This is a genomic window from Thauera carbonicopians, from assembly GCF_025699485.1.
Taxonomy (GTDB): Bacteria; Pseudomonadota; Gammaproteobacteria; order Burkholderiales; family Rhodocyclaceae; genus Thauera.
In genome coordinates, this window is record NZ_JANUXN010000002.1 from 342,767 (window position 1) to 367,479 (window position 24,713).

General features: G+C 62.3%; 21 protein-coding genes and 2 pseudogenes. 13 read left to right on the forward strand and 10 right to left on the reverse strand.

The genetic code is table 11. From position 1 onward, the window contains the following. Nucleotides 1-103 precede the first annotated feature (103 nt). Complete coding sequence (locus NX068_RS04190; RefSeq protein WP_263460028.1) at nt 104-436, forward strand: cupredoxin domain-containing protein; 333 nt, start codon at nt 104-106, stop codon at nt 434-436. On the opposite strand, the gene pdxR is transcribed toward NX068_RS04190, so the two are convergent. Then, a complete protein-coding gene (gene pdxR, locus NX068_RS04195) occupies nt 376-1,929 on the reverse strand; it encodes a MocR-like pyridoxine biosynthesis transcription factor PdxR (protein ID WP_263460029.1) in 1,554 nt (517 codons plus the stop codon). The two genes, NX068_RS04190 and pdxR, sit on opposite strands and share 61 nt — an antisense overlap. 191 nt (nt 1,930-2,120) lie before the next feature. Between pdxR and NX068_RS04200 the strand changes: the two genes are divergently transcribed. The 3 genes from NX068_RS04200 to cobA all read left to right on the forward strand — a co-directional run bounded on the left by NX068_RS04200 (nt 2,121) and on the right by cobA (nt 4,981). Continuing rightward, entirely contained in the window at nt 2,121-3,680 is a 1,560-nt protein-coding gene (locus tag NX068_RS04200; protein ID WP_263460030.1) for a cytochrome D1 domain-containing protein, read from the forward strand. Nucleotides 3,681-3,694: 14 nt separating this feature from the next. Further along, a complete protein-coding gene (locus NX068_RS04205; protein WP_263460031.1) occupies nt 3,695-4,021 on the forward strand; it encodes a c-type cytochrome in 327 nt (108 codons plus the stop codon). A gap of 63 nt (nt 4,022-4,084) precedes the next feature. After that, a complete protein-coding gene (gene cobA / locus NX068_RS04210; RefSeq protein ID WP_263460032.1) occupies nt 4,085-4,981 on the forward strand; it encodes a uroporphyrinogen-III C-methyltransferase in 897 nt (298 codons plus the stop codon). Here the strand turns inward: cobA and NX068_RS04215 are convergent. The 3 genes from NX068_RS04215 to NX068_RS04225 form a co-directional block, all read right to left on the reverse strand. Next, nucleotides 4,960-7,224, reverse strand: coding sequence for an arginine/lysine/ornithine decarboxylase (locus NX068_RS04215; protein ID WP_263460033.1), 2,265 nt, complete (start codon nt 7,222-7,224; stop codon nt 4,960-4,962). The two genes, cobA and NX068_RS04215, sit on opposite strands and share 22 nt — an antisense overlap. Before the next feature lie 161 nt (nt 7,225-7,385). Further along, nucleotides 7,386-8,561 (reverse strand): aspartate aminotransferase family protein, encoded by a 1,176-nt coding sequence (locus NX068_RS04220; RefSeq protein ID WP_263460034.1) that lies wholly within the window; start codon nt 8,559-8,561, stop codon nt 7,386-7,388. A gap of 14 nt (nt 8,562-8,575) precedes the next feature. Then, entirely contained in the window at nt 8,576-8,806 is a 231-nt protein-coding gene (locus NX068_RS04225) for a cytoplasmic protein (RefSeq protein ID WP_263460035.1), read from the reverse strand. 136 nt (nt 8,807-8,942) lie between these two features. Here NX068_RS04225 and ptsJ point away from each other — a divergent pair, with 136 nt between their 5' ends. Genes ptsJ through NX068_RS04240 form a run of 3 tightly spaced genes read left to right on the forward strand, consistent with a single transcriptional unit; the run spans nt 8,943 to nt 11,191 of the window. Further along, nucleotides 8,943-10,253: a MocR-like B6 salvage transcription factor PtsJ gene (gene ptsJ, locus NX068_RS04230; protein WP_263460036.1), complete on the forward strand. Its 1,311-nt coding sequence runs from the start codon at nt 8,943-8,945 to the stop codon at nt 10,251-10,253. After that, nucleotides 10,246-10,407, forward strand: a complete 162-nt coding sequence (locus NX068_RS04235) for a hypothetical protein (protein ID WP_263460037.1) — start codon at nt 10,246-10,248, stop codon at nt 10,405-10,407. The genes ptsJ and NX068_RS04235 overlap by 8 nt, the downstream gene beginning before the upstream one ends. Before the next feature lie 55 nt (nt 10,408-10,462). Then, a complete protein-coding gene (locus NX068_RS04240; protein ID WP_263460038.1) occupies nt 10,463-11,191 on the forward strand; it encodes a type 1 glutamine amidotransferase in 729 nt (242 codons plus the stop codon). Between the two features lie 277 nt (nt 11,192-11,468). On the opposite strand, the gene NX068_RS04245 is transcribed toward NX068_RS04240, so the two are convergent. Beyond that, a complete protein-coding gene (locus NX068_RS04245) occupies nt 11,469-12,689 on the reverse strand; it encodes an aminotransferase-like domain-containing protein (RefSeq protein ID WP_263460039.1) in 1,221 nt (406 codons plus the stop codon). A gap of 328 nt (nt 12,690-13,017) precedes the next feature. On the opposite strand from NX068_RS04245, the gene NX068_RS04250 reads away from it, so the two are divergent. The 6 genes and pseudogenes from NX068_RS04250 to NX068_RS04275 all read left to right on the forward strand — a co-directional run bounded on the left by NX068_RS04250 (nt 13,018) and on the right by NX068_RS04275 (nt 22,338). Continuing rightward, nucleotides 13,018-14,100 (forward strand): type II asparaginase, encoded by a 1,083-nt coding sequence (locus tag NX068_RS04250; protein WP_263460040.1) that lies wholly within the window; start codon nt 13,018-13,020, stop codon nt 14,098-14,100. Between the two features lie 921 nt (nt 14,101-15,021). Next, nucleotides 15,022-16,443 carry an aspartate ammonia-lyase gene (gene aspA, locus NX068_RS04255; protein WP_263460041.1) on the forward strand — a complete coding sequence of 474 codons (1,422 nt, stop codon included), beginning with the start codon at nt 15,022-15,024 and terminating at the stop codon, nt 16,441-16,443. 38 nt (nt 16,444-16,481) lie between these two features. Continuing rightward, on the forward strand, nt 16,482-17,783 hold the full coding sequence (locus NX068_RS04260; RefSeq protein ID WP_263460042.1) for a dicarboxylate/amino acid:cation symporter: 1,302 nt from the start codon (nt 16,482-16,484) through the stop codon (nt 17,781-17,783). Nucleotides 17,784-17,896: 113 nt separating this feature from the next. Beyond that, on the forward strand, nt 17,897-19,759 hold the full coding sequence (locus tag NX068_RS04265; RefSeq protein WP_263460043.1) for a sensor histidine kinase: 1,863 nt from the start codon (nt 17,897-17,899) through the stop codon (nt 19,757-19,759). Then, the gene (locus tag NX068_RS04270; protein WP_263460044.1) at nt 19,752-21,080 is read left to right on the forward strand and encodes a sigma-54-dependent transcriptional regulator; all 1,329 of its coding nucleotides are present in this window, start codon (nt 19,752-19,754) and stop codon (nt 21,078-21,080) included. Before NX068_RS04265 ends, NX068_RS04270 begins: the two co-directional genes overlap by 8 nt. Nucleotides 21,081-21,234: 154 nt before the next feature. After that, nucleotides 21,235-22,338 (forward strand): annotated as a pseudogene (locus NX068_RS04275) (IS3 family transposase). A 32-nt stretch (nt 22,339-22,370) separates the two neighbouring features. Here NX068_RS04275 and NX068_RS04280 read toward each other — a convergent pair. The 5 genes and pseudogenes from NX068_RS04280 to NX068_RS04300 all read right to left on the reverse strand — a co-directional run. Beyond that, nucleotides 22,371-22,625: pseudogene (locus NX068_RS04280) on the reverse strand (transposase); the annotation flags it as partial. Nucleotides 22,626-22,653: 28 nt separating this feature from the next. Further along, nucleotides 22,654-23,475: an IS3 family transposase gene (locus tag NX068_RS04285; RefSeq protein WP_263460045.1), complete on the reverse strand. Its 822-nt coding sequence runs from the start codon at nt 23,473-23,475 to the stop codon at nt 22,654-22,656. Nucleotides 23,476-23,488: 13 nt separating this feature from the next. Next, on the reverse strand, nt 23,489-23,785 hold the full coding sequence (locus NX068_RS04290; protein ID WP_263460046.1) for a DUF1153 domain-containing protein: 297 nt from the start codon (nt 23,783-23,785) through the stop codon (nt 23,489-23,491). Between the two features lie 346 nt (nt 23,786-24,131). Beyond that, nucleotides 24,132-24,461: a CcdB family protein gene (locus tag NX068_RS04295; RefSeq protein WP_263460047.1), complete on the reverse strand. Its 330-nt coding sequence runs from the start codon at nt 24,459-24,461 to the stop codon at nt 24,132-24,134. Next, a complete protein-coding gene (locus NX068_RS04300; protein WP_263460048.1) occupies nt 24,458-24,712 on the reverse strand; it encodes a type II toxin-antitoxin system CcdA family antitoxin in 255 nt (84 codons plus the stop codon). The genes NX068_RS04295 and NX068_RS04300 overlap by 4 nt, the downstream gene beginning before the upstream one ends. Between the last annotated feature and the right edge of the window lies 1 nt (nt 24,713).

A 24,713-nucleotide genomic window follows, 5' to 3' on the forward strand; every position in this document is an offset into this window, starting at 1 on the left:
GGGACGGCAGCGTGCGGCGTCGGTGCCGCACGCATGGCGAGAGGACGGGAATCCATGCATGCGCATGGGTTCCCGTCATGCGTTTTCCGGACGGGAGAGAAGCATGAAGACGAAGTGGATAACCCGGCAGCTGCGCGCGGGCATGCTGGCGGGCCTCATGGTCGCGGGCGGAGCATGGGCGGCCGAGCACGAGGTGCGCATCGTCCAATACGCCTACACGCCCGCCGAACTTATGATCAAGGCCGGCGACACCGTGACCTGGATCAACGACGAGAAGCGCGTCAGCCATTCGGTGCTGTTCAGGGGGAGCGGAGAGGAGTCCGAGCGCTTCTTCCCCGGCGAGCGCTGGTCGCGCAAGTTCGAGCAGCCCGGCAATTACGAATACACCTGCGGGCCGCATCCGGAAATGAAGGGCCTCATCGTCGTCACCGAGTGATGTCTGCCGATGACTTGCGGCACCGCGGCCAAGCGTTCGAGCGCCTGTTCGATGGCTTCGCTGTCCATAGATGCGTAGCCGAACAGTAGCGCCCGCTGCTCGACGTCCTGGCTGCCGCCGCTGGCAGCCTCGGGCAGCGTATAGAGCCGCACGCCGCATGCCAGAGCCTTTTGTGCGACGTCCGCGGCATGCTCGCTGCCATCCAGAAGGTGAAAGGCGACGTGCATGCCGCCATGCTGGCCGCTGACCCGTCCAGCCGTTCCCCAGATTCGATCGAGTCCGCCGAGCAGGCAGTCGCGCTGGCCGTGATAGCGGCGGCGCAGCGCATGCAGATGGCGGGAATACTCACCGGCCTCGATGTAGCGCGTCATCACCGCCTGCTCGAGCCAGGGACAGCCGTTGTTGAGCAAGGCCTTGCGCCGGATTATGGCGTCGACCAGCGCAGGCGGGCAGACCATGTAGCCTAGCCGCAGGCCTGGCCCCAGGGTCTTGGAAAAGGTGCCGAGATAGACCACGCGCGAAGGGTCCAGCGCGGCCAGTGGCGGTAGCGGCGTGTTTTCGTAGCGGAACTCGCCGTCGTAGTCGTCCTCGATGATGAGTGTGCCGTTGGCTGCTGCCCACTCCAGCAACTGGCGGCGGCGCGGCAGTGACAGCTCGTAACCGAGCGGGTACTGGTGCGAAGGCGTGACGTACGCCAACCGGACCGGCCGTTGCGGCAAGGCATCGACCTGAAGGCCCTGTGAGTCGACGGGAATGCGCGTGATCTTCGCTCGGTGCATGTCGAGCACGCGGCTGAAGCCGGTATAGCCAGGGGCCTCCATGACCGCTTCATCGCCTTCGCCCAGGCAATGGGCCGTCAGCAGGCTCAAGGCCTCCTGGCTTCCGGAGACGATCACGATCTGTTCCGGCTCCACGTCGAAGCCCTTGCTCGCGGAAAGATGGTCGGCAAGCTGCATGCGCAGCCCCCACAAGCCTTCGGCGGGGGTGTATTCGGCGATCGCACGGCTCATCTGGCGAAGCAGGCGGCTGGACAGTTCGGCCCAGCGCTGCGCCGGGAAGACGGAGGCGGCCGGACGGCCGATCTTGAAGTCGAAACGGACCGGCATTGCCGGCGGTTGCGCGTGTACGCCGGAGCCCGGCGGCGGTTTGGCTGCATCGGCGTAGGCCGGCGCGGCCGATGGGGCGGGCACCGGCTGCGCGCGTGCCGATTCGACCGGTTTGCCCATGCAGGGGCCGCCCGGTTCGACGAAGACCCCCCGCCGGTGTTCGCTCCGTACCAGTCCTGCTGCATACAGCAATTCATAAGCACCCAGCACGGTGTTTTTCGAAACGCCCAGTTGCGCCGTCAGTTCGTTGATCGATGGCAACTGGTCGTGGGCATGCAGCCGACCGGTGGCAATGAGCCGCTCGATGCCGTTGGCGATCTGCTGTTTGTAGGGTTCGGCGCTGTCACGGGACAGCTGGATCGGTACGGCAAGCAGTCTGTTCTGCATCGGTTTTTTAGGTTGCCACAGTCGTTTGAGGACTGAGGACAGGCAATGGTGGAGTGTGCCCACATTATGCCGCTCTGGACTGCCTGCGCTGTACCCATGGCATTAGTAGGGCTATGTCCTCCATGGCAGGACCGTTTCTCCCATAGTCGTGTTTGCCCGGATAGGCTTTGTTAACGTTCAGGGAGAACGTCGTGCATAAAGAAAAGATCTTCATCACCGCAATTCTGGCCACGCTTTGCAGTACTGCCAGCGGCGCATCGTTCGAAAAGGCGGACAGGGCCGAAGCATTGTTCCAGGACAACTGTGCGGTCTGCCATGCAGCCAACCGGAGTGGCTATGTCGCGCCGGCGCTGACCAGCGACCGCCTAGTGCAGAGCGAGGCCGCCTTGCGCGGGACCATCATGACAGGCATTCCCGACACCTTGATGCCGCCCTTCGTCGGTCGTCTGGCGGACGACGACATCCGCTTGCTCGCCAGCTACATCAAGACCCAGCCGGCCAGCACGCCGGAGTGGGGACTGGAGGACATCCGCGCCAGCGTCGAGGTGCTGGTGGATGAGAAGACGCTGCCGGACAAGCCGGCCTACGAGATCGATTCGGTGTATGACCTGATGGTGGTGATGGCGCGCGGACGCTACGGCAGGGGCGGCGAGCACGGCAACGCCAAGGCCGTCTTCATCGACGGTAAGACTCACCGCGTGGTGGGCGAACTGAGCACCGACGGCCCGCACATCATGGACTTCAGCCCGGTGTCGGAGCGCTGGGCCTGGCTCAAGAGCGACGACGGCGTGGTGCACAAGGTCGACCTTTACACCCTGCAGGTGGTGCGCCGCGCCAAGGCTGGCCTGACCGGGCCGGGCATTGCCTTGTCGAACGACGGCAAGTGGCTGGCGGTGAGTTCCTTCGTGCCCAACATCGTTGCCATCCTGAATGCCGACACCCTGGAGCCGGTCAAGTACCTGAAGCTCGAAGGCAAGGATCCGGACGGCAAGTTCGTGCAATCCGCCGGCGGCCCGGTGATCGGCAGCCGCATCAACAACAAGTTCGCGCTTACGCTGCGCCAGGCCGGACAGATCTGGATCATCGATCTGGACAAGCCGGGCATGCCGGTGACCAAGCTCATCGGTGTCGGCCGCATGCTGCACGACACTTTCCTGACGCCGGACGGCCGCTACTCGATGGTGGCTTCCTATGGCGACAACAAGATCGTCGCCATCGACTTCAAGGAAAACAAGGTCGCGGCCGACATCCCGGCCGGTTGCCAGCCGCACGTCGGCTCCGGCGCAGTGACGGAAGTCAACGGCCGCTTCCTGGCCTTCGGCACCAACATCGGCACCTGCGACATGGGCTCGGTGGTCACCGTGTGGGATACCAAGGACTTCTCGCTGGTGAAGCAGGTGAAGGTGGCGGGAGCGACCGAATCGCCGGCCGCGCACCCCAATGCTCCTTATGTAGCGGTCGACATCGTCGACAAGGACAAGCGCGCCTCCCTGATCCAGCTCATCGACAAGAACACCCTGGAGGTCGCCAAAACGCTGGACGTCGGCGGCCACGCCTTCTTCCCCGAGTACAACCGCAGTGGCGAGGCCATGTACGTCAGTGCCGGTTACTGGGGCGACCGTGTGCGCATCTACGACAGCACCAGCCTGGAACTGCTTGCCGAGCACCGCATGGAAAGCCCGGCGGGGATCTTCTCGCGAGCCCGTACCCGCTGGGTGAGCGTCGGCTTGCCGGAAACCCGTCCGTTCTGATCCAGGAGTCCATGATGAAACCGATCACCTTCATTCTTCTTGCCCTTGCTCTCGCGCCGATGTCTGCGCACGTCCGGGCAGCCGACTCCTCTACGTCTGCGCCGGAAGTCGCGGCGATCCTGCCGCTGTGCGCCAGCTGTCACGGTATCGACGGGATCAGCAGCGAGGGCCTGTATCCCAATCTGGCGGGGCAGAAAGTCGAGTATCTGGTGAAGCAGCTCGACGACTTCAAACAGCGGCAGCGTACCGACCCGGTGATGAACGCCATGGCCGAACCGCTGGCTCCCGAGCTCATCAAGGCTCTGGCCGACTATTACGCTTCCAGGCCTGCACGCCCGTAAGAGCTTTTTTCACCCTGGCCGGCAGATCATCGCCGGCCTTTTTTCCGGATACGGGAGGCGGTCATGGATAGGGCAAGAAACCTGGGCAAGGTCTGGCTAGTGGGGGCGGGGCCCGGTAGCGCGGATCTAATCACCTTGCGCGCGTTGCGCGTGCTGCAGCAGGCCGACGTGTGGCTGGTCGACGATCTGGTGGGAAAGGATCTGCTTCGTTACGCGCGGCCCGGCACGAAGCTGGAGTCCTGCGGTAAACGGGGCGGCAATCCGCGTTCGGCCCGACAGGAGGACATCAATGCGCGAATGCTCGCCCATGTGCTGGCCGGACGAAGCGTGGCAAGAGTGAAGGGGGGTGATCCAGGCTTCTTCGGTCGTGGCGGAGAGGAGGCGGTATTCCTTCGCGAACACGGTATCGAGATGGAGATCGTCAGCGGCCTGAGCGCGGGTATCGCTGCCGCACAGGTGCTGGGCATTGGCCTGACGCACCGCGAGCTTGCGCATGGCGTGAGTTTCGTGACGGCCCGTACCGCCGCCGGCGACAGTCCCGACTGGCAGGCGCTGTGCGCAGGCGGTACCACGCTGGTGATCTACATGGGCATGAGCCGATTGGCGGAAATCCGGGATGCCTTGTGCCGTGCAGGCATGGGCGCAGACACACCCGCTGCCGTCGTGATGAATGCCGGCAGCGGCTACGAGCGATGCTGGCGGGGACGGGTGGGAAACCTCGTCGCGGCGCTGGAAAGCGGTTTGCGCAGTCCGGCGGTGGTGCTTGTGGGGGCAGTCGTGGGCACGTCCTGGAGTGTTTGCGAGAAGAGCAAGACCGGCTCGATCAATGGTAAGTCCATGGTCGTGCTGCCATCCTCCGCCTGTAGGCATGCCACCGATGGCTACGATGAAGGAGCTTCGGTTGGCATACCGAGATTACCTGTCGTGTCTTTACCCTATCAGGCAACACAATCCACATAGTATCGGGGCTGGCCGTGCTCTCCCGGCAGCTCGACAAATCCGTGGATGTCCGTGCCGAAGCCGGGGGCCAACTGATTGAGTTCGCCCGAGAACTTGAGATAGTCGACGATGGTCCGGTTGAACATCTCGCCGGGGATGAGGAGCGGAATGCCCGGCGGGTACGGGGTGATCAGGCTGGTGGTGACGCGGCCTTCCAGGCGCTCGATGTCGACGCGCTCGGTCCTGTGGTTCGCGATGTGCGCGTAGGCCTCGCTGGGTTTCATTGCCGGAACGGCTTCGGTGAGGTACATCTCGGTCGTCAGGCGGGCGATGTCATGCCTGGCATACAGCGCATGCACGTGCTGGCACAGATCACGCAGTCCCATTTCTTCGTAGCGCGGGTACTTCCGGCAGAATTCCGGCAGCACGCGATACATCGGCACGTTGCGTTCGTAGTCGTCCTTGAACTGCTGCAGCGCGGTCACCAGCGAGTTCCAGCGGCCCTTGGTGATACCTATGGTGAACATGATGAAGAAGCTGTAGAGGCCGGTCTTTTCGATGATCACCCCATGCTCGGCCAGGAACTTGGTGACGATCGACGCGGGGATGCCGGTGGGACCGAAGCGGCCGTCCATGTCCAGTCCGGGCGTCACGATGGTGGCCTTGATCGGGTCGAGCATGTTGAATCCATCGACAAGCGGGCCGAAGCCATGCCATTGCCCGTCGGGCTCGCTGGCGGAAATGATCCAGTCCTGCGCGCTTCCGATCCCTTCCTGTTCCGGCGTTGCCGGCCCCCAAACCTCGAACCACCAGTCGTCCGCAGTGAACTGCTCGCCCACCTTGCGCATCGCACGCCGGAAGTTCAGGGCTTCGACGATGCTTTCTTCGACCAGTGTCCGGCCTCCCGGCGGCTCCATCATCGCCGCTGCCACGTCGCAGCTCGCGATGATGGCGTATTGCGGCGAGGTCGAGATGTGCATCAGGTAGGCCTCGTTGAACAGATGGCGATCGAGTCGGCGTGTGGCCGAGTCCTGCACCAGGATATGGCTGGCCTGGCTGATGCCTGCCAGCAGTTTGTGGGTCGATTGCGTTGAATACACCAGCGACTCGCGAGGCCGCGCACGCTTCTTGCCCATGGCGTGATAGCTGCCGTAGAAGGGGTGGAAGGCCGCATGCGGAAGCCATGCTTCATCGAAGTGCAGCGCCTCGACGTAGCCGTCGAGTGCGGACTTGATGGTCTCGGTGTCGTAGAGAATGCCGTCGTAGGTCGATTGCGTCAGCACCAGCACGCGTGGCCGGACTGTCTCGGCGTCGACGCCGGCCAGCAGGGGATGACTGCGTATCTTCGCCTTGATGGCCTCGAGCGAGAACTCCTGGCGTGGAATCGGCCCGATGATGCCCAGATGGTTGCGGGTGGGGCGCAGGAAGACGGGGATCGCCCCCGTCAGGATGATGCTGTGGAGAATGGATTTGTGGCAATTGCGGTCCACGACCACCACGTCGCCCGGCGCCACCGCGTGCTGCCAGACGATCTTGTTGCTGGTGCTGGTGCCGTTCGTCACGAAGAAGCAGTGGTCGGCATTGAAGATGCGTGCCGCGTTGCGTTCGCTGGCACCAATGGCGCCGTTATGATCCAGCAGTTGTCCCAGTTCTTCGACCGCATTGCAGACGTCGGCGCGCAGCATGTTCTCACCGAAGAACTGATGGAAGACCTGGCCGACGGGGCTCTTCAGGAAGGCAACACCGCCGGAGTGCCCGGGGCAGTGCCACGAATAGGAGCCGTCTTCCGCGTAATCGAGCAATGCCTTCAGAAAGGGCGGCTTGATGCCGGCGAGGTAGTTCTTCGCCTCGCGGATGAGGTGGCGTGCGACGAACTCCGGCGTGTCCTCGAACATGTGGATGACGCCATGCAGCTCGCGCAGGATGTCGTTGGGCACATGGTGAGCGGTCTTCGTCTCGCCGTAGAGGTAGATGGGCACGTCGACATTGCGGCGCCGGACCTCGCTGATGAAGAGCCGGATGCTCTGCAATGCCGGTGCAGTCTCGGCGTCGGAGACGAACTCTTCATCGTCGATCGACAGGATGAAGGCACTGGCACGGCTCTGCTGCTGGGCGAACTGGCTGAGGTCATGGTAGCTGGTCGCGCCCAGGACGTCGAAACCCTCTGATTTGATCGCTTCAGCCAGGGCACGGATGCTCAGGCCGGACGTGTTCTCGGAACGGAAGTCCTCGTCGATGATGACGATGGGAAAATGGAATTGCATTGGCAGTCCTGTGTCGAGGCGACGCCACGTCATGGCCTTCCAGCTATTGAAGATGGAACGTGCGCGGTTGTGGGAATGGTTGGCCAAAACGGCAAAAAGTGGAAACGTGCAGTGTCACTCGTATCCGCATGGTCCAAATCGACCGGGATGCAGCATCACTGCTAGTTCCAGAGCAAACGGCCGACCCGTCCGATGATGTCATCGACCTGCGCGGCGTTGATGATCAAGGGAGGCAGGAGGCGGATCGTATTGCCGCGAGTCACGCTGATGAGTAAACGCTCTTTCGCCAGCGCCAGTCCGACGAGTTCGCTGCAATGTGCATCTGTCTCAATACCCACCATCAGGCCATGGCCTCGAATCGCAACAACGTTCGGCTGGTGCCGGAGTCTGTCGCGCAAGCCTGAAAGCAGCCGTTCTCCCATTGCCGCCGCATGCTGGGAAATGTGTTCGCGCTCCATAATGTCGAGCACGGTGCAGCCGATGCGGCAGGCCAGCGGACTACCGCCGAAAGTCGAGCCGTGGTGGCCGGGGGAGAACAGTTTGGCGGCTTCTCCACGCGCCAGGCATGCGCCGATCGGGAAACCGTTGCCGAGCCCCTTGGCCAGCGTGATGACGTCGGGCGCCACGCCGGCATGCTGAAAGCCGAACCATGCCCCCGTGCGGCCCATGCCGGTCTGCACCTCGTCGATCATGAGCAGCCAGCCGTGCTCATCGCACAGCTCGCGCAGCCGCTGCAGATATTCGCACGAGGCGACTCGCACGCCGCCTTCACCCTGCACCGGCTCGACGAGCACAGCAACGATGCCGGGCGTGGCGGCGGCAGCTGTGCGCACGGCGTTGATGTCGTCATATGGCACGCGCAGGAAGCCCGGCATCAGCGGTTCGAAGCCCCGGTGCACGGCAGGGTTGCCTGTCGCAGCGAGCGTCGCGAAGGTGCGGCCATGAAAGCTGTTCTCCATCACCAGGACTTGCGGCTGCGCGACGCCCAGACGGTGGGCATGCAGGCGGGCCAGCTTCAGGGCTGCCTCGTTGGCTTCCGCCCCGGAGTTGCAGAAGAAGGCACGCTCCATGCCGGCGAGCGCACATAGGCGTTCCCCCAGGCGTTCCTGCCAGGCGATAGAGAACATATTGGATGTGTGCAGCAGCAGGCTCGCCTGCTCCGCGATGGCAGTCGCGATCTCCGGATGGGCATGCCCGAGGTTGGTGACGGCCACACCGGCAATGGCATCAAGGTATTCGATGCCCCGTGTGTCCCACAGCAGCGCGCCCTGGCCGCGAACGAAGGACACTGGCTGGCGGGCGTAGGTTTGCATCAGATGAGTGGTGGTGTGCTGCATGTGGCTTCGGCTTTTCAGGGAAGGGGGGAGAACAGCAATTCACTGCTCAGCACACGTACGCCATCCGGGCGGCTTTCCAGGAGACGGCGCTCGCCGCTGGCAACGAGGAATTCGAGCCGGTAGCCATCGGCTTCGCTCAGGCGTGCGGCAATGTCCTTGATCGCGTCGTGCGACCAAGGCGTGCCTGATTCAAAGTGGCCCAGCAGCTTGTCGTGGCGGTGGATGACGAGTCGATAAGTGTGCATGGTTCAGTCCAATGAAGGCCGCTGTTTCGAGCTGCGGAAAGCCGGTGGGGCAGTTCAGCACGCAGCAGCCGACCCGACATCGAAACAGTTAGTGTATAATTGTCCTATGCCAAACTTTATCATGTCCTAGATCATTATGGAAATCGTCGGTAAAACGGCAGCGGATATCTTCGACAGCATTCGTACCTTGACGCAGACAGGCGTACTGGAGCCAGGCCAGGCCTTGCCTCCGGTGCGTGGTCTTGCCGTCACGCTGGGCGTCAACCGCAATACGGTAGCGATGGCGTACAAGCGCCTGGTCGCAGCCGGCGTCGCGCTCACGCAGGGGCGCCTGGGCACGGTGATCCGCGAGCGCCCCGGTCCGGGCGAGCAGGAAGGCTCGGTTCCCGATTCGCCCTTGATCGACCTGGGCGGGGGCAACCCCAATCCACGCTGGCTGCCTGATATGTCTGCCATCCTGGCACGCACGTCCTATCGCCCCCGTCTCTATGGCGAGGCCACGGTCGATCCTGCGCTCGAGGCCGTCGCCCGCCAATGGATGACGGGCCAGTGCCCCGAGGACTTCGAGATCAACCTGACGCATGGCGCGGTGGATGCGATCGAGCGCCTGCTGATGGCCTGTCTGGTCGTGGGCGACAAGGTGGCCGTGGAAGACCCGTGCTTTCTCAGCCACATCAACGTGCTGCGCATCAATGGGTTCCAGACCGTGGGGGTGGCCGTCGACAGCGAAGGCATGGAGGCCCAGGCGCTGGAGCAGGCGCTGGCACAGGGCGCGCAGGCGGTCATCCTGACGCCCAGGGCTCACAACCCGACCGGCGCCAGCCTGAGCGCCAGGCGCGCGCGCCACCTGCGTGCGGTGTTGGCACGCCATCCGCAGGTGCTGGTCATCGCCGACGACCACTTTGCCCGCCTGGCCTCGACGGACTACCACGACGCGATCCCACCCATGGCGCGGTGCTGGGTGCTGATCCGCTCGGTGTCCAAGATGTTCGGCCCCGACCTGCGCCTGGCCTTCGTGGCGAGCGATGCGCAGACCTCGCAGCGGCTGCGTCTGCGGCTGGCGCCCGGCATGAACTGGGTCAGCCATCTGCTGCAGGATGCAGTGTGGGCCTGCCTGGACTCCCCGGAGAGCAGCGCACGGATCGACCAGGCCCGCGAGGACTACGCCCGCCGCCGCCGGATCGTGGCCGCGGCCCTGGCTGCGCAGGGCATTGCGGTGGCCGGACCCGCCGACGGCCTGAACCTGTGGGTGCCGCTGCCGGAAAGCAGTCAGCCGGCGGTGCTGGCGTTGGCACAGCGTGGCTGGGTGGTGCGCGGGGGCGAGCCCTTCGGCGTGCAGTCGCCGGCGCATGGGCTGCGCATCACGGTGTCCACTCTCGATGAAGAGAATGCGCAGGCATTCGCGCAGGCCGTGAGCCATGCGGTCCAGCAGCGGGAGCATGGATGATCTGTTTCCTGTGGTCACTCCCGCGTTGGCTGTTGTCGCGGCCATCGGCAGTGGCCGTCTCGACATGACCCATGCCGCCCTGCACGAAGGCGCAGTGATGGCGACGCCGCAACTGGCCAGCGTGTGCGGCATCCTCGCCAAGCTTGCGCGATAGAGCCTCACTACCGTCCGCATCCCATGTAATCACTCGTCAACAGGAAGGAAAAATCATGAATGTCCACTTCGTCGTGCATGAATCGTTCGAGGCACCAGGTGCCTACGAAACCTGGGTCAAGGACCGTGGCTACAAGGCGAGCTACTCCCGTGTCTACAACCATGAACCGCTGCCGCCATCGGCCGACGGCATCGACCTGCTGGTAGTGATGGGCGGCCCGCAGTCTCCTTCCACCACGAAGGAGGAATGCCCCCACTTCGATGCGGCGGCCGAGCGCGAGCTGATCGCCAAGTGCGTGAAGGCCGGCAAGGCGGTCGTAGGCATCTGCCTCGGCTCGCAGTTGATCGGCGAGGCCCTGGGCGCCCGCTACGAGCACAGCCCGGAAAAGGAGATCGGCAAGTTCCCGATCGCGCTGACGGCCGAAGGCAAGGCCAACGACAAGTTCGCTCACTTCGGCGACACGCCGGAAGTCGGCCACTGGCACAACGACATGCCCGGACTGACCGCAAGCGCCAGGATCATCGCGTCCAGCGAGGGATGCCCGCGCCAGATCGTGGAATACAGCGATCTCGTGTACGGCTTCCAGTGCCACATGGAGTTCACGCCCGAGGTGATCGAACTGCTGATTGCGGCCTCGGAACCGGAGCTCAGGGCGCTCACTGCACATCGGTTCGTACAGCAACCCAGGGCTTTGCGCGCCAATGACTACGAGGATATGAATCGGAAGTTATTTGGTTTTCTGGACAAACTCATGATCGCATACGCTGGGAAACGCATGTCCTGACGATGCTCGTACGTCGATCCAGGACGTGTCGTCATTCAATGGAGTGATCTATGGGCAGCGTGCAAGAGAGACATGGCTTCGGCGATTTCGGCTGACTCCAGGCAGGCATACCCAAAGAGCAGGTAGCGAGGTTCACAGGAGTCTGTTTCGCTCGTTGCCGCATCGTTGAGCGGGTATAGTCTGACTCCATATCTGAGTGCCGCATCCGCAATGATATTTGCGTCATGGCCATCGTCAGGTAGCTTGAACGCCAGATGCATTCCGGCATTTTGACCGCTTACGGTGCCGCTGCCGGCCCATGTTCTCTCGAGGCCGCGCAGTAATTCGTCGCGTTGCTCCTGGTAGCGGCGGCGGAGGCACTGCAAGTGACGGCCAAGCTGCATTCATCGAAGTAACGTGCCATGACGGCCTGTGTAAGCCATGGGCTGCCATTGTTCAGCAGTGCCTTGCGCTCGATGAAATCTCCCATCAGCGCGGGAGGACAGACCATGTATCCGAGCCTGAGGCCAGGCCCCAAGGTCTTGGAGAAAGTACCCAGATATATGACTTGATGTGGATTCATTGCCGCCAATGGTGGTGGCAGGACGGATTCGTAGCAGAAGTCCCCATCATAGTCATCCTCGATGACCATGGCCCCGTTTCGTGCTGCCCAGGCAAGCAGTTGATGACGCCTTTCCATCGACATCGTGTATCCCAATGGATACTGGTGCGATGGAGTGACGTATGCCAATTGGACGGGGCGCTCTGGTAACAGATCGGTACGAAGCCCTTGAGCGTCGACAGGTATCGGCAGGGCAGTGGCATTGTGTCGCAGTACCAGATTCCGGAATCCGGCATAGCAAGGGGATTCCGTCACGGCTTCGCTGTAATGATCCAGGAAATGCGCGGCGATCAGGCTGAGCGATTCCTGACTCCCGGCCGTTATCAGCACATTCTCAGGGGCGACCTTCAAGCCTTTCGCTGCCGAGAGGTGATCGGAAATCTGCATCCTGAATCCCCACAGGCCTGCTGGTGGGGTGTAGTCTGACATTGCGTCACCGTGGTGATCTATCAATTGCTTTGACAGATTGCTGAAATGTCGCCGCGGGAACGCGTGAGCGGATGGGCGGCCGATCTTGAAGTCAAACCTGATGGGGTTGGAAGGCGGTGATATGAACACGCCGCTGGATCGCGCAAGGCTGACAGCATCAGCATAGGTCGGCAGATGATCAATGGCGAATCCAGGCTTGGCTGCGTCGACAATAAGCGATCTGCCAAGCGTGACGAAATAACCTCGACTGGGCCTGCTCTCGATGAGATTCGATTCGAGTAGAAGCTCGTAAGCCCCGAGAATTGTATTCTTCGATACATGGAGTAGCGTCGACATCCTGCTTATCGCGGGAAGCTGATCCCCCTCCTGCAATCGGCCCGAACGGATGAGGCACTCGATTTGTCCTGCAATCTGTTGTTTGTATGGCTTCTTGTCTTCACGAGACAGTAGGATCGGCAACGAAAACATGTCCTGTACCTGTAGGAAATCGACTGTACCCCGAACATGATTCAGCCTGCTCGGGGTTGCTGTGCGTCAGATGGATATCATCTCATCGACATGGCATGTTTTGCGATTTGTCAACCTGCGTACTCCATGACCATCCCATAGCAAAGAACCGTACCCATTCGGCTTCACGTAGCGTACCCGTTCACCTGCGGCCATGCGTATCTACTGTCTTCATCAATCCGTAATTAGTATGAATACGGGATCGCATAACCGATTTCGGGATTGATTTGCTGCTGAAGTTTATGCCGATTCCGCCTGTCTTTGTGTTTTTGATCGGAGTGAACGCAAAATGAACGCAACGAAATATTTTGGGCGCTTGTGTGCCATGGCCGTGAGTGCGTGTATTGCGCTGGGTGGAGTCGCCATTGCTGGCCAAGAAGATAAGCCCAACGTCGTGATTATCGGCACCGGTGGAACCATTGCCGGTGTTGCATCCAAAACCACTCAAGTGGTTGGCTATGAGGCTGCCAAAGTAGGCGTGGAAGCTCTCATAGCTGCGGTACCCGGGATCGATGAAATTGCAAACGTCAGTGGCGAGCAGATATTCCAGATTCCCAGTGAAGACATGATGGACTCCCATTGGCTGCAGTTGGCAGGACGAATCAATGAACTGCTTGCCGAGAAGGAGGTCGATGGAATCGTTATCACTCATGGCTCGGATACGCTCGAGGAAACAGCTTATTTCCTCAACCTCGTGGTCAAGAGCGAAAAGCCGGTCGTGTTGACGGCTGGCCTGCGTCCGTCATCTGCGACCAGCGCTGATGGTCCGATGAACATATACAACAGTATTCTTGTGGCGGGCAGCCCTGAGTCAGTTGGAAAGGGGGTGCTTATTTCCCTGAACGACTATATTGGAAGCGCGCGCACCACAGTCAAGACGAACACCTTCGCACTGGATACCTTCAAGTCGACAGACCTGGGTTTCCTGGGCTATCTCGCAGGTGGCCAGGTATTTTACTACAATGCGCCTGTGCGCAAACATACCGTGCACTCGGAGTTTGACGTCAGCGGCCTCCGTGAGCTGCCCAAGGTCGAGATCGTCTATGGCCAAGCTAATGCAAACATGGTCGCCGCAAACGCATTCGTGAAGAATGGTGCCAAGGGACTGATTTATGCGGCTGTTGGCAATGGCACCATGTCCCGCACCGTGAAGCAAGGAATGGCTGATCTGCGCAAGCAAGGCCTTCTCGTTGTACGTTCCAGCCATGTTGGCACAGGCTCTGTGGCGCGCAATGGCGAGGCAAATGATGATGAGCTGGATTTTGTCGTTGCCGATAACCTTAATCCACAGAAGGCTCGGATCCTGCTCCAATTGGCATTGACCAAGACGTCCGATACGAAAGAAATTCAGAAAATGTTCTGGGCGTATTAATAACTAAGGGCCAGGGGCATGCGGTACTAGTGCGAGGATGGGGGTGTTCAGTCTTGTCAGTAGGATAACCTATGGTTCCAGAAACTTGGACCATAGGGCCCTTGCTGACAGTAAAAGCAGATGTACCCTTCGTTCTGGCTCCTGGCCTGTGTTGTTCTCAGCAGATTCTAGTTTATGGAAGAGAAGTAAGTGCTCCCTCACTAGCTACGATGTAGCGCCACAGATACCGAACTTTTCTGTCGGTGATAGCAGAGCTCTGTGGCAAGGAATAGAGAAAGAAGCCTCAACTGCAGTGGCAACCAGAGCCTGCACTGCACACACTCCAAACTCACATCCTGCATCGTTACTCTGAATTGAGTGCGGATTAGTTCTCGAGCCGTAAGCCGTATGCATGGCATGGACTGGAACCGCGCAACTGTAGGTTCAACAGTTACACATCCAAAAACAGTCAATCATGCGCCTGGCTGCACGGTTTTGCTTCGGCCTTTCGCATAGTTTTGGCAAACGCCTCAATATCCTCTTTCCAGCACAGCGCCATCATTCATAGATACAAATACGCGTGAACCAGTGTGCCTTCAGCGCATGCGAAGAGCGTGTATCGGTATGGCAAGAAGCCCACTACCTCCCCCTTTGTTCCGATGGAGTTTGTTGAGTTGGGGCAGGGGTTTGGCCTTGGACTACTGGCAATGGCCGGCTAGAGGGCGCGGATCATCCCGCTTCGATGGAAGCATGAAGAACGTTCGGATTTCCGGACGGAAAGCGGGCCCGCCATTCGGAATCCCGGATCCACGCAGCCGCGCAGAAAAAATTTTATCCAATCAAAACATTAATTTATCAGCTAAAGCGCTGCTGGCACGCGGCATGCAATGCACTGGGAGCCCGTTTCGAGTCGAGACGAGCCCACTTCGAAGGAGACCGACCATGAATACAACGAACACGCGCATCGAACACGACCTGCTGGGCGACCGGGAAGTGCCGGCATCGGCCTATTACGGTGTGCACACGCTGCGCGCCTGCGAGAACTTCCCGATCAGCGGCATCACCATCGCAGTCTACCCCGACCTGATCCGTGCGCTGGCGCAGATCAAGAAGGCCGCAGCCGAGGCCAATCGCCGGCTGGGCCTGCTCGATGGGGGCCGCTGCGAAGTCATCGCCGCGGCCTGCGACGAGATCGTCGCCGGGCAATGGCACGAGCAGTTCGTCGTCGATGTGATCCAGGGCGGCGCCGGGACCTCGACCAACATGAACGCCAACGAGGTCATCGCCAACCGCGCGCTGGAACTGCTCGGCCATCAGCGCGGCGAATACGCCTACCTGCACCCGAACGAGCATGTGAACATGGGGCAGTCGACCAACGACGTCTACCCCACTGCGCTCAAGCTCGCGACCCACGTCGGCATCCTCCGCCTCGTCGATGCGATGGCCTACCTGCGCGCGGCTTTCGAACGCAAGGCCGAGGAATTCGCCGACGTGCTCAAGATGGGGCGCACCCAGCTGCAGGACGCGGTGCCGATGACGCTGGGGCAGGAGTTTTCCACCTATGCGGTGATGCTGGGCGAGGACGAGGAGCGCTTGCGCGATGCCGCCTCGCTGATCCGCGAGATCAACCTCGGCGCCACCGCGATCGGCACCGGCATCAATGCCCACCCCGACTACGCGCCGCTGGTCTGCGACCTGCTGGCCGAGATCAGCGGGATCGAAGTGGTCACCGCGCCTAACCTGATCGAAGCGACGCAGGACTGCGGCGCTTTCGTCCAGTTGTCGGGCGTGCTCAAGCGCGTCGCGGTCAAGCTGTCCAAGGTCTGCAACGACCTGCGCCTGCTGTCCTCCGGGCCGCGCGCCGGCCTGGGCGAGATCAACCTGCCGGCACGCCAGGCGGGCTCGTCGATCATGCCGGGCAAGGTGAATCCGGTGATTCCCGAGGTCATCAACCAGATCGCCTTCGAGATCATCGGCAACGACCTGACCGTCAGCTTCGCTGCCGAAGCCGGGCAGCTGCAGCTGAACGCCTTCGAGCCGATCATCGCCCACAGCCTGTTCAAGAGCGTGCTGCACCTGTCCAACGGCTGCCGCGTGCTCGCCGACTACTGCGTCGACGGCATCACCGCCAACCGCGAGATGCTGCGCGCCTCGGTCGAGAACTCCATCGGCATCGTCACCGCGCTGAACCCGTTCATCGGCTATGCCCATGCCACCGAAGTGGCGGCCGAGGCCTTCCGCAGCGGCCGGGGCGTGGCCGAAATCGTCATCGAGCGCGGCCTGATGAGCGCCGAGGCGCTGGCCGCAGTGCTGCGCCCCGAAGTGCTGACCCGGCCGCAGCCGATCCCCGCCGCCAGGGTCTGAGCCCGTCCGACGACACCACAACTCGAAAGGAAAGCGACATGAAGATGAATCGCTTGACGACCTGGATCGTCATCTCAATGGTATTGGGCGTCGCCGTCGGCTACGCCTGCAACACGATGGCGGGCAGCGCCGAAGCGGCGAAGGTCATCGCCGGATACTTCGCCGTGCTGACCGACATCTTCCTGCGCATGATCAAGATGATCATCGCGCCGCTGGTGTTCGCGACCCTGGTGGCCGGCTTGGCCAACATGGGCGACTCCAAGACCGTCGGCCGCATCGGCAGCCGCGCGGTGCTCTGGTTCGTCGGCGCATCGCTGGTGTCGCTGCTGGTCGGGCTGAGCATGGCCAACCTGCTGCAGCCGGGCTCGACCCTGGCCGTGACCCTGCCCGAGGCCGGCGCCGCCACCGATCTGAAGACCGGCGCGCTCAACCTCGCCAACTTCATCACCCAGGTGTTTCCGAAGAGCATCGTCGAGTCGATGGCGAACAATTCCATCCTGCAGATCCTCGTCTTCGCGGTGTTCTTCGGCCTGGCCCTCGGCAATCTGCACAACCAGACGGCCCGCTCGCTGGTAGGCACCATGGACGACATCGTCCACGTCATGCTCAAGGTGACGGACTACGTGATGCGGGTGGCGCCGGTCGGCGTATTCGCCGCCGTCGCCGGGGCGATCACGACCCAGGGCCTGGGCATGCTGGCGGTATTCGGCAAGTTCATGCTGTGCTTCTATGTGGCGCTGGCGGTGCTGTGGGCAGTGCTGATCCTCGCCGGCTACCTCGTCCTCGGGCGCGAGGTGTTCCGCCTGCTCAAGCTGGTGCGCAATCCGATGCTGCTCGGCTTCTCGACCGCGAGCAGCGAGTCGGCCTATCCCAAGCTGATGGAGCAGCTCGAGAAGTTCGGCGTCAAGAACCGCGTGACCGGCTTCGTGCTGCCGCTGGGCTACTCCTTCAACCTCGACGGTTCGATGATCTACACTTCGTTCGCGGCGCTGTTCATCGCCCAGGCGTACGGCATCGAGATGTCGCTGGCGAGCCAGGTCACCATGCTGCTGGTCCTGATGGTGTCGAGCAAGGGCATCGCCGGCGTGCCGCGTTCGGCGCTGGTCGTCGTTGCCGCCGTGCTGCCGATGTTCGGCCTGCCCGAAGCCGGCGTGCTGCTGATCCTCGGCATCGACCATTTCCTCGACATGGGGCGCACGGTGACCAACGTGCTCGGCAACGCGATCGCCACCGCCGTGATCGCGAAGTGGGAAGGCGCGATCGAGCCGGTCGCGCCCGAACTGGCCGAAGCCGAGGACGCGCTGCCCGTCCCCGAGGAGATGGCCCCGCAGGCGGCCTGAGGCCGTACCGCGTCATTCATGCATGCAGGTGCCGGGGCCCGGTGTGGCACGCCGGGCCCCGGCACCGAGCGCATGGTACTGTGATCACCGATTGGCACGTCCCCGCACCCATCATGTTTCGTTCCCGCTCCCTGGTGTTGCTGCTGTGTTGCGCCGCCGTGGTCGGCCTGAGCGGTTTCGCCGCCTACCGGATTGCGCAGAAGCAGGGCATCGAGGACCTGCAGGCGACGGGGCTGCACCGGCTCGATCTGTATGCCGCCAGCCTCGAGCGCGAGATCGGCAAATACGCCTTCCTGCCGGGCACGCTGGATCTCGAGCAGGACGTGATCGATCTGCTGTCCGGGGCAGCGGACGGGCAGGTGGCCGAGCGCGTCAACATCCACCTGGAAAAACTCAACGAGCGCGCCGGTACGATGTCGATCTACGTGATCGATGCGGGCGGCCGCGTCGCGGCGACCAGCAACTGGCGCCGGACGGACAGTTTTCTCGGCGAGGATCTTTCTTTCCGGCCCTATTTCCGCGATGCCATCGCCAATGGTTCCGGCCGCTTCTTCGGCATCGGCACGACACAGGGCGACCCCGGCTACTACCTGGCGGCCAGGCTTGCGGGCGGCGGCGGAGAACAGGACATCCGGGGCGTTGCGGTCGTTAAGGTCAGCCTCGAGCAGCTGGAGAAATCCTGGTCGACCGTGGAAGCGCCGGTACTGGTCGCCGACGAGAACGGGGTGGTCATCCTGTCCGCCGTTGCGGGCTGGAAGTTCACGCTGCTGCGCCCTCTCGACGAGCGTACGCGCGCAGCCTTCGATTACACCCGGCAATACAACCGGCGCGCCTTGCAGCCGCTGGGCATGCGCGAGATCGAAGGGGACGGGCACGGCGCACAACTGGTCAGGATCGCCGGCGAAGCTGCCGAAACGGTCTCCGTCTATCCGGTCAGCGGCCGCTTCCTCGCCCAGTCGCGCGCCCTGCCCGACATGCAATGGACGCTGACGGTGCTGTCGCAGCTCGAACAGGTCGACAGCCTGGCGCAGAGCCGTGCGGCGCTGGCGGCGATCGCCGCAGCCTGCCTGCTGCTGCTGGCCGCCGTCGTCGCCGAGCGGCGGCGCCATCTGCGCCACCGGCTGGCCGCGCGGGAAACCCTGCAGAAGGCCTACGACGAACTGGAGCACAAGGTCGAGGCCCGCACCGCCGACCTGTCCGCCGCAAACCAGAAGCTGCAGGACGAGATCGTCGAGCGCATCCGGGCAGAGCGCACGCTGCGGGCCGCGCAGGAAGAACTGATCCAGGCCGGCAAGCTGGCAGTGATCGGGCAATTGTCCACTGGCATCGCCCACGAACTGAATCAGCCGCTCGCCGCGCTGCGCACCTTGTCGGCCAATGCGGGGCGGTTTCTCGAGCGCGGCGATGCGGAGACCGCGCGCTTGAACCTGGTACGCATCGCCGAGTTGGCTGAACGCATGGGACGCATCACCGGCCAGTTGCACAGCTTCGCGCGCAAATCGAGTGGCCGGTCCTCGCCGGTCAGGCTCGGGCAGGCGCTCGACAACGTCCTGGCGCTGCTCGAAGCGCGGCTGCGGCGCAGTGCCGCATCGGTCGAGCGCAAGGGACCGCCCAGAGAGCCGGTCGTGATGTGCGATCCCAACCGGCTCGAGCAGGTGCTGGTCAATCTGGTGGGCAATGCGCTCGATGCGATGGCCGGACAGCCGCAGCCGCGCATCGAACTGAGCTGGGACTGCGCGGACGGTGTCGTCCACCTGCAGATCCGCGACCATGGCCCTGGCCTCAGCGACGAGGCGCGCTCGCATCTGTTCGAGCCGTTCTTCACCACGAAGCCGGAGGGCGACGGCCTGGGCCTGGGCCTGACGATTTCCGCCGGCATCGTGCGCGACTTTGGCGGCAGCCTGCAGGGCACGAACCATCCGGACGGCGGCGCCGTCTTTACCCTCGAACTTCCGCTTGCAGACCATCATGGCTGAAGACCTCAAGATCCTCATCATCGAAGACGATCCCGACGTGGCGCTCGGCTGCCGGCAGGCGCTGCAGCTCGAAGGCCTCGTCGCGGAATGCGCGGGCAGCGCCGAGCAGGGGCTGCGGCGCCTGGCAGCGGACTTCGCCGGCATCGTCGTCAGCGACATCCGCCTGCCCGGCAAGGACGGCATGAGCCTGCTGCGGGAGCTCCAGGCCATCGATCCGGAACTGCCGGTCGTGCTGATCACCGGCCACGGCGACATCTCGATGGCAGTGCAGGCGATGAAGGACGGCGCCTACGATTTCCTGCAGAAGCCCTTCGCCCCCGAGCATCTGGTCGACACCGTCCGCCGCGCGCTGGAGAAGCGCCGCCTGGTGCTGGAGGTGCGCTTTCTGCGTCGCCGGCTGGCGCAGCGCGACCTGCTGGAAGCGCGCCTGATCGGCAACTCTCCGGGCATGGTCGGTGTGCGCGCGCTGATCGACAATCTCGCCGGCAGCGCCGCGGACGTGTTGATCCACGGCGAAACCGGAACCGGCAAGGAACTGGTAGCGCGCTGCCTGCACGAGGCTGGCCCGCGCCGCGCCGGCAACTTCGTCGCAATCAACTGCGGCGGCCTCCCCGAGACCCTGTTCGACAGCGAGATCTTCGGCCACGAGGCCGGGGCCTACACCGGCGCAGGCAAGCGCCGCATCGGCAAGATCGAGCATGCCAGCGGCGGCACGCTGTTCCTCGACGAGATCGAGACCATGCCGCTGCCGATGCAGATCAAGCTGCTGCGCGTGCTGCAGGAGCGTACGCTGGAGCGCCTCGGCTCGAACACGGTGATTCCGGTCGATTGCCGCATCGTCGCCGCGACCAAGGAAAACCTGCTGGCCCTGGCCGAGCAAGGGCGTTTCCGCGCCGACCTGTACTACCGCCTGTCCGTCGCCACCGTGGCCCTGCCGCCGCTGCGCGAGCGGCGAGAGGACATCCCGCTGCTGTTCGAGCATTTCCTGCTGCAAGCTGCGGCACGGCACGATCGGCCCGTGCCGCAGCTGCCGCCGGGGCGCATCCAGCAACTGGTCGGCCATCACTGGCCGGGCAACGTCCGCGAGTTGAGGAACGTCGCCGACCGCTGCGTGCTCGGCATCGAGGCGGGGTCGCCCCCTTTCGGCCAGCCTCAGGGCGAGAGGCCGAGCCCGCTGGGTGAAACCGTGGAAGCCTTCGAACGTGCCCTGATCGCCGATGCGCTGCGCCGGCATGGCAGCCTGGCGCGTACCGCCGAAGCGCTGGCGATTGCCAAGACCACGCTGCACGACAAGATACGCAAATATGGCCTGAGCGATTGAGGCAAAACGACCCCTCCATGGATGTTCTGCTGTCCTGCAAATCGGTCTGCCTCTTCAGTCCCCCACTAGCTTACGAGGAAATATCGTGCCCGTGTGACTTGCTCCCCATAAATAGTACGTAAACGATGTAGAGTCCGTTCGCAAAGGAACGGCAATGAAGAAACGATTCACGGAAGAACAGATCATCGGCGTGCTCAAAGAAGCCGAGGCAGGTGCCAAGCCTGCGGAGCTGTGCCGCAAGCACGGGATATCGGAAGCGACGTACTACAACTGGAAGGCGAAGTACGGTGGGATGATGGTGTCCGAGGTCCAGCGCCTGAAGGCGCTGGAGCAGGAGAACAATCGGCTCAAGAAGCTGCTGGCCGAGTCAGTGCTGGATAACGCGGCGCTGAAGGATTTGCTTGGGCGAAAGTGGTAAGCCCGCAGGCTCGGCGTGAAGCGGTCAGGATTCTGATGGATGAACGCAAGCTGGGTGTGACCAGAGCCTGTGGGCTAGTGGGGATCTCGCGGTCGTTGTTTGCCTACGAGAGTAAGCGCGGCAGTGATCGTGCATTGACCGAACGGATGAAGGCGCTGGCGGCCGCCAAGCGGCGCTATGGCTACGCGTATCCATGTGCTGCTACGCCGAGAAGGCTGGCAAGCGAACCATAAGCGGGTTTGGCGGCTGTATAGTCAGGCGGGGCTGAGCATACGCAAACGTAAGCGAAAGCGCATTGCCTCGGTCGAGCGTGTGGTTCGCCCTCAACCGAGCGGGCCGAATCAGAGTTGATCGATGGATTTCGTTGCTGACGGTCTGGCCCATGGCCGCCGGTTCCGTTGTTTGAACGTGGTCGACGACTACACGCGGGAGTGCTTGGCCATCGAGGTCGATACGTCGCTGCCCGGGCTACGGGTGACACATGTCTTGGACAGACTGGCCATGATGCGTGGTCTGCCCCGATCCATCACCGTGGACAATGGGCCGGAGTTCGCTGGCCGAGCACTGGATGCCTGGGCTTATCAGGCAGGCGTGAAACTGTCATTCATACGACCAGGCAAACCAGTGGAGAATGCTTACATCGAAAGTTTCAACGGCAAGTTCCGCGACGAGTGTCTCAATGAGCACTGGTTTCTGTCGTTACGGCAGGCCAGATCGTTGATCGAAGCGTGGCGCATTGAGTACAACACCGAGCGGCCTCATAGTTCTCTGGGCTACTTGGCGCCCGAGCAGTTCGCCAACGGATATCGGCAAGAAGAGTTTTTTAACACCGGACTCTAAATCAGCTTCGCACTACATCAGGGGGCAGGTCAGTTTCCGTAACCGCCATCGGCGAGTACGAGCCCCCGCATCATGTTCCCTTCGAGAGCCGTCTGGATTTGTGCGAGCGAGATCTGCGGCTTGGTGCTGAATGCAACCGTCCCGGGCACACCGGTCCGAGTGCGCCGTGCTTCATCTTCTGCCCATTCTTCAGGCAGATAGAGTTGCCTGGCCGCTGGCAAGCTGGCTTGTTCTGTCGCCAAGCTCAGGCTGACCGCGATCTGACAATTGTCCTGCTTACCCGGTTGTGTATTGACCCAGCAGAACCTGCACAGGTCAGACCGCTAATGCAAATGCCTCAGCGGGCGTTCTCATGTTCAGCGCCTGATGTGGGCGCCTATGGTTGTAGAACTGGATCCAGTCCCCGATCAGGCGGCTGGCATGCTGCAGTGATTCGAAGCGGTGGTGATGCACACATTGCTCCTTGAGCATGCGGACCACTCGCTCCACCAGGCCATTCTGCTCAGGGCTGTGTGGCGTGATGAACTCCTGGCGCAACCCATAGCTTCTGGCCAGCGCCGTGAAACTGCGGCTGGTGAAGACAAGGCCGTTGTCCGAGCGCAGCAGGAACGGGGCTGGCACGCGCCCGAGCGTACTGAACCGGGCGATCAGTGCGTGCTCCAGCGCTGACTCGGCCGTCTTCGAGTTTCCTCTGCGCGACAGGTGCCAGCCCAGCAGCTCACGGCTGTGGCAGTCGATCACCAGCGCCATCGTGGTCCAGCCATCACGGCCGGCCCAGATCCGGCGCATGTCGGTGGCCCAGCGCTCGTTGGGCGCCTTGGCCACCGAGAGCAACGCCTGGATCCTGGGCCTGAACCCCACAGGCCGTTTGCGCACCTGCCAACCTTTGATCTGGAAGATGCGCTGCACCGTATTCTTATTGAACCCCAGCAGGTGCGCCACCGTGCGATAACCAAACGACGGGTTCTCCTCGATCATGGCCTTGATCGGTGTCACAAAGCGATCCTGAAGCGTCGGCTCAGCCTTCACCGGTCGGTAGTACACGCTGCGCCGGGGTACCTCGAACCACCGGCACAGCTTGCTGATCGAGACGATGAGGCCCTCGGCCTGTAGTCCCTGGCGGATCGTCTCGATCACTTCTCGTCCTCGCCTAGCAGGGACTGCATTTTTTTCGGGCGCGCAGCTCCGGCATCGCCTCGCCATAAGCCTCCTGCAGGTCCTTGAGTTGGTGTTCGTACTGGTCGCGCACATCCTGCGGGTTAGCCTTCAGGGCGTTCTCCATCCTCTTGCGCCCGTCATTCACCCAGGTCTCGATCTCCGAGGGCGGCAGGTCATAGGCCCGGCTCGCTTCAGCCACGCTGGTCTTGCCCTGGAGGATCTCCAGCACCAGCGCTGCCTTGCGCTTGGCTGTCCAGCGTTTGATTTCTTCGTCCATCAATGTGCTCATGGTGTCTTCCTTTTGACGATAACACCTGAGCAGGTTTTCAGTGGGTCAATACAGTTGCACTTTTGAGTGGGTGATTGTTGGTATTGTCAGCCCTGGTCGGAGTGCACCATGGGCTTTTCGTTGGGTGGCAGATTCCTGAAGGCCTTCTTGAGCATGACACTGACCAGGGCGAATACCGGGCGCTTGGCTGAGTGCAACAGCGCGGTCACGGGTACGGCGGTCGACAGCTGCGGTCTGCACGACCATCGGGGTGGGCTTCCGCTACACGGGGCAGTAGTTCCTGAGTGGGCTGAGCCTGTATTACTACAAGATGCGTTTCTATTCGCCGGTGTATAAAAAGTAGACGTTAGCCATAGGCCCTGGAGAAAACTTCGTCCATGGCATTGATGATGGCGTCTGCTTCGTGTGCCAACGACCCCACCTTCTTACCCAGCGAATCGATTGGTACCGACACCACTTGCAGTGTATGTAATGTCACCTGGATGCCATCGATTTCGAAAATCGGGTTCACCCGCGATGCCACCATGCCCACGTTGACAGAGGCTTTCTCGGTTTTGGCCAGGGGAATGACGATTCGGCTTTTCCGCTCATCGAACGCCGCGGACTGCACCACGACGACGAACGGGATTGCAGCGGCATTCTTGCCGGGGTTCCGATGAACGTCGAACTGGCTCATAAGGGGGAGTGCTCCGAACCGAACGTGCCATAACGTTCATCGAACCGGTTCCAGGCTTCAGAGACCTTTGTATAGAGTTGGCGCTTTTCTTCGCGAGCCTGAGCTTCCCTGGCAATGAATTCAGCCAGCAAGCCATCAACCGTGGCCGACAGGTTGTTCGTGTAGCGGCGGGCTTGCTCGACGGTGCTTTCGCTCAAAGTCAGGTTGACCGGGCGTTTCGTCGCCTGTGCAGCGGCTCCTGTGGATTTCATG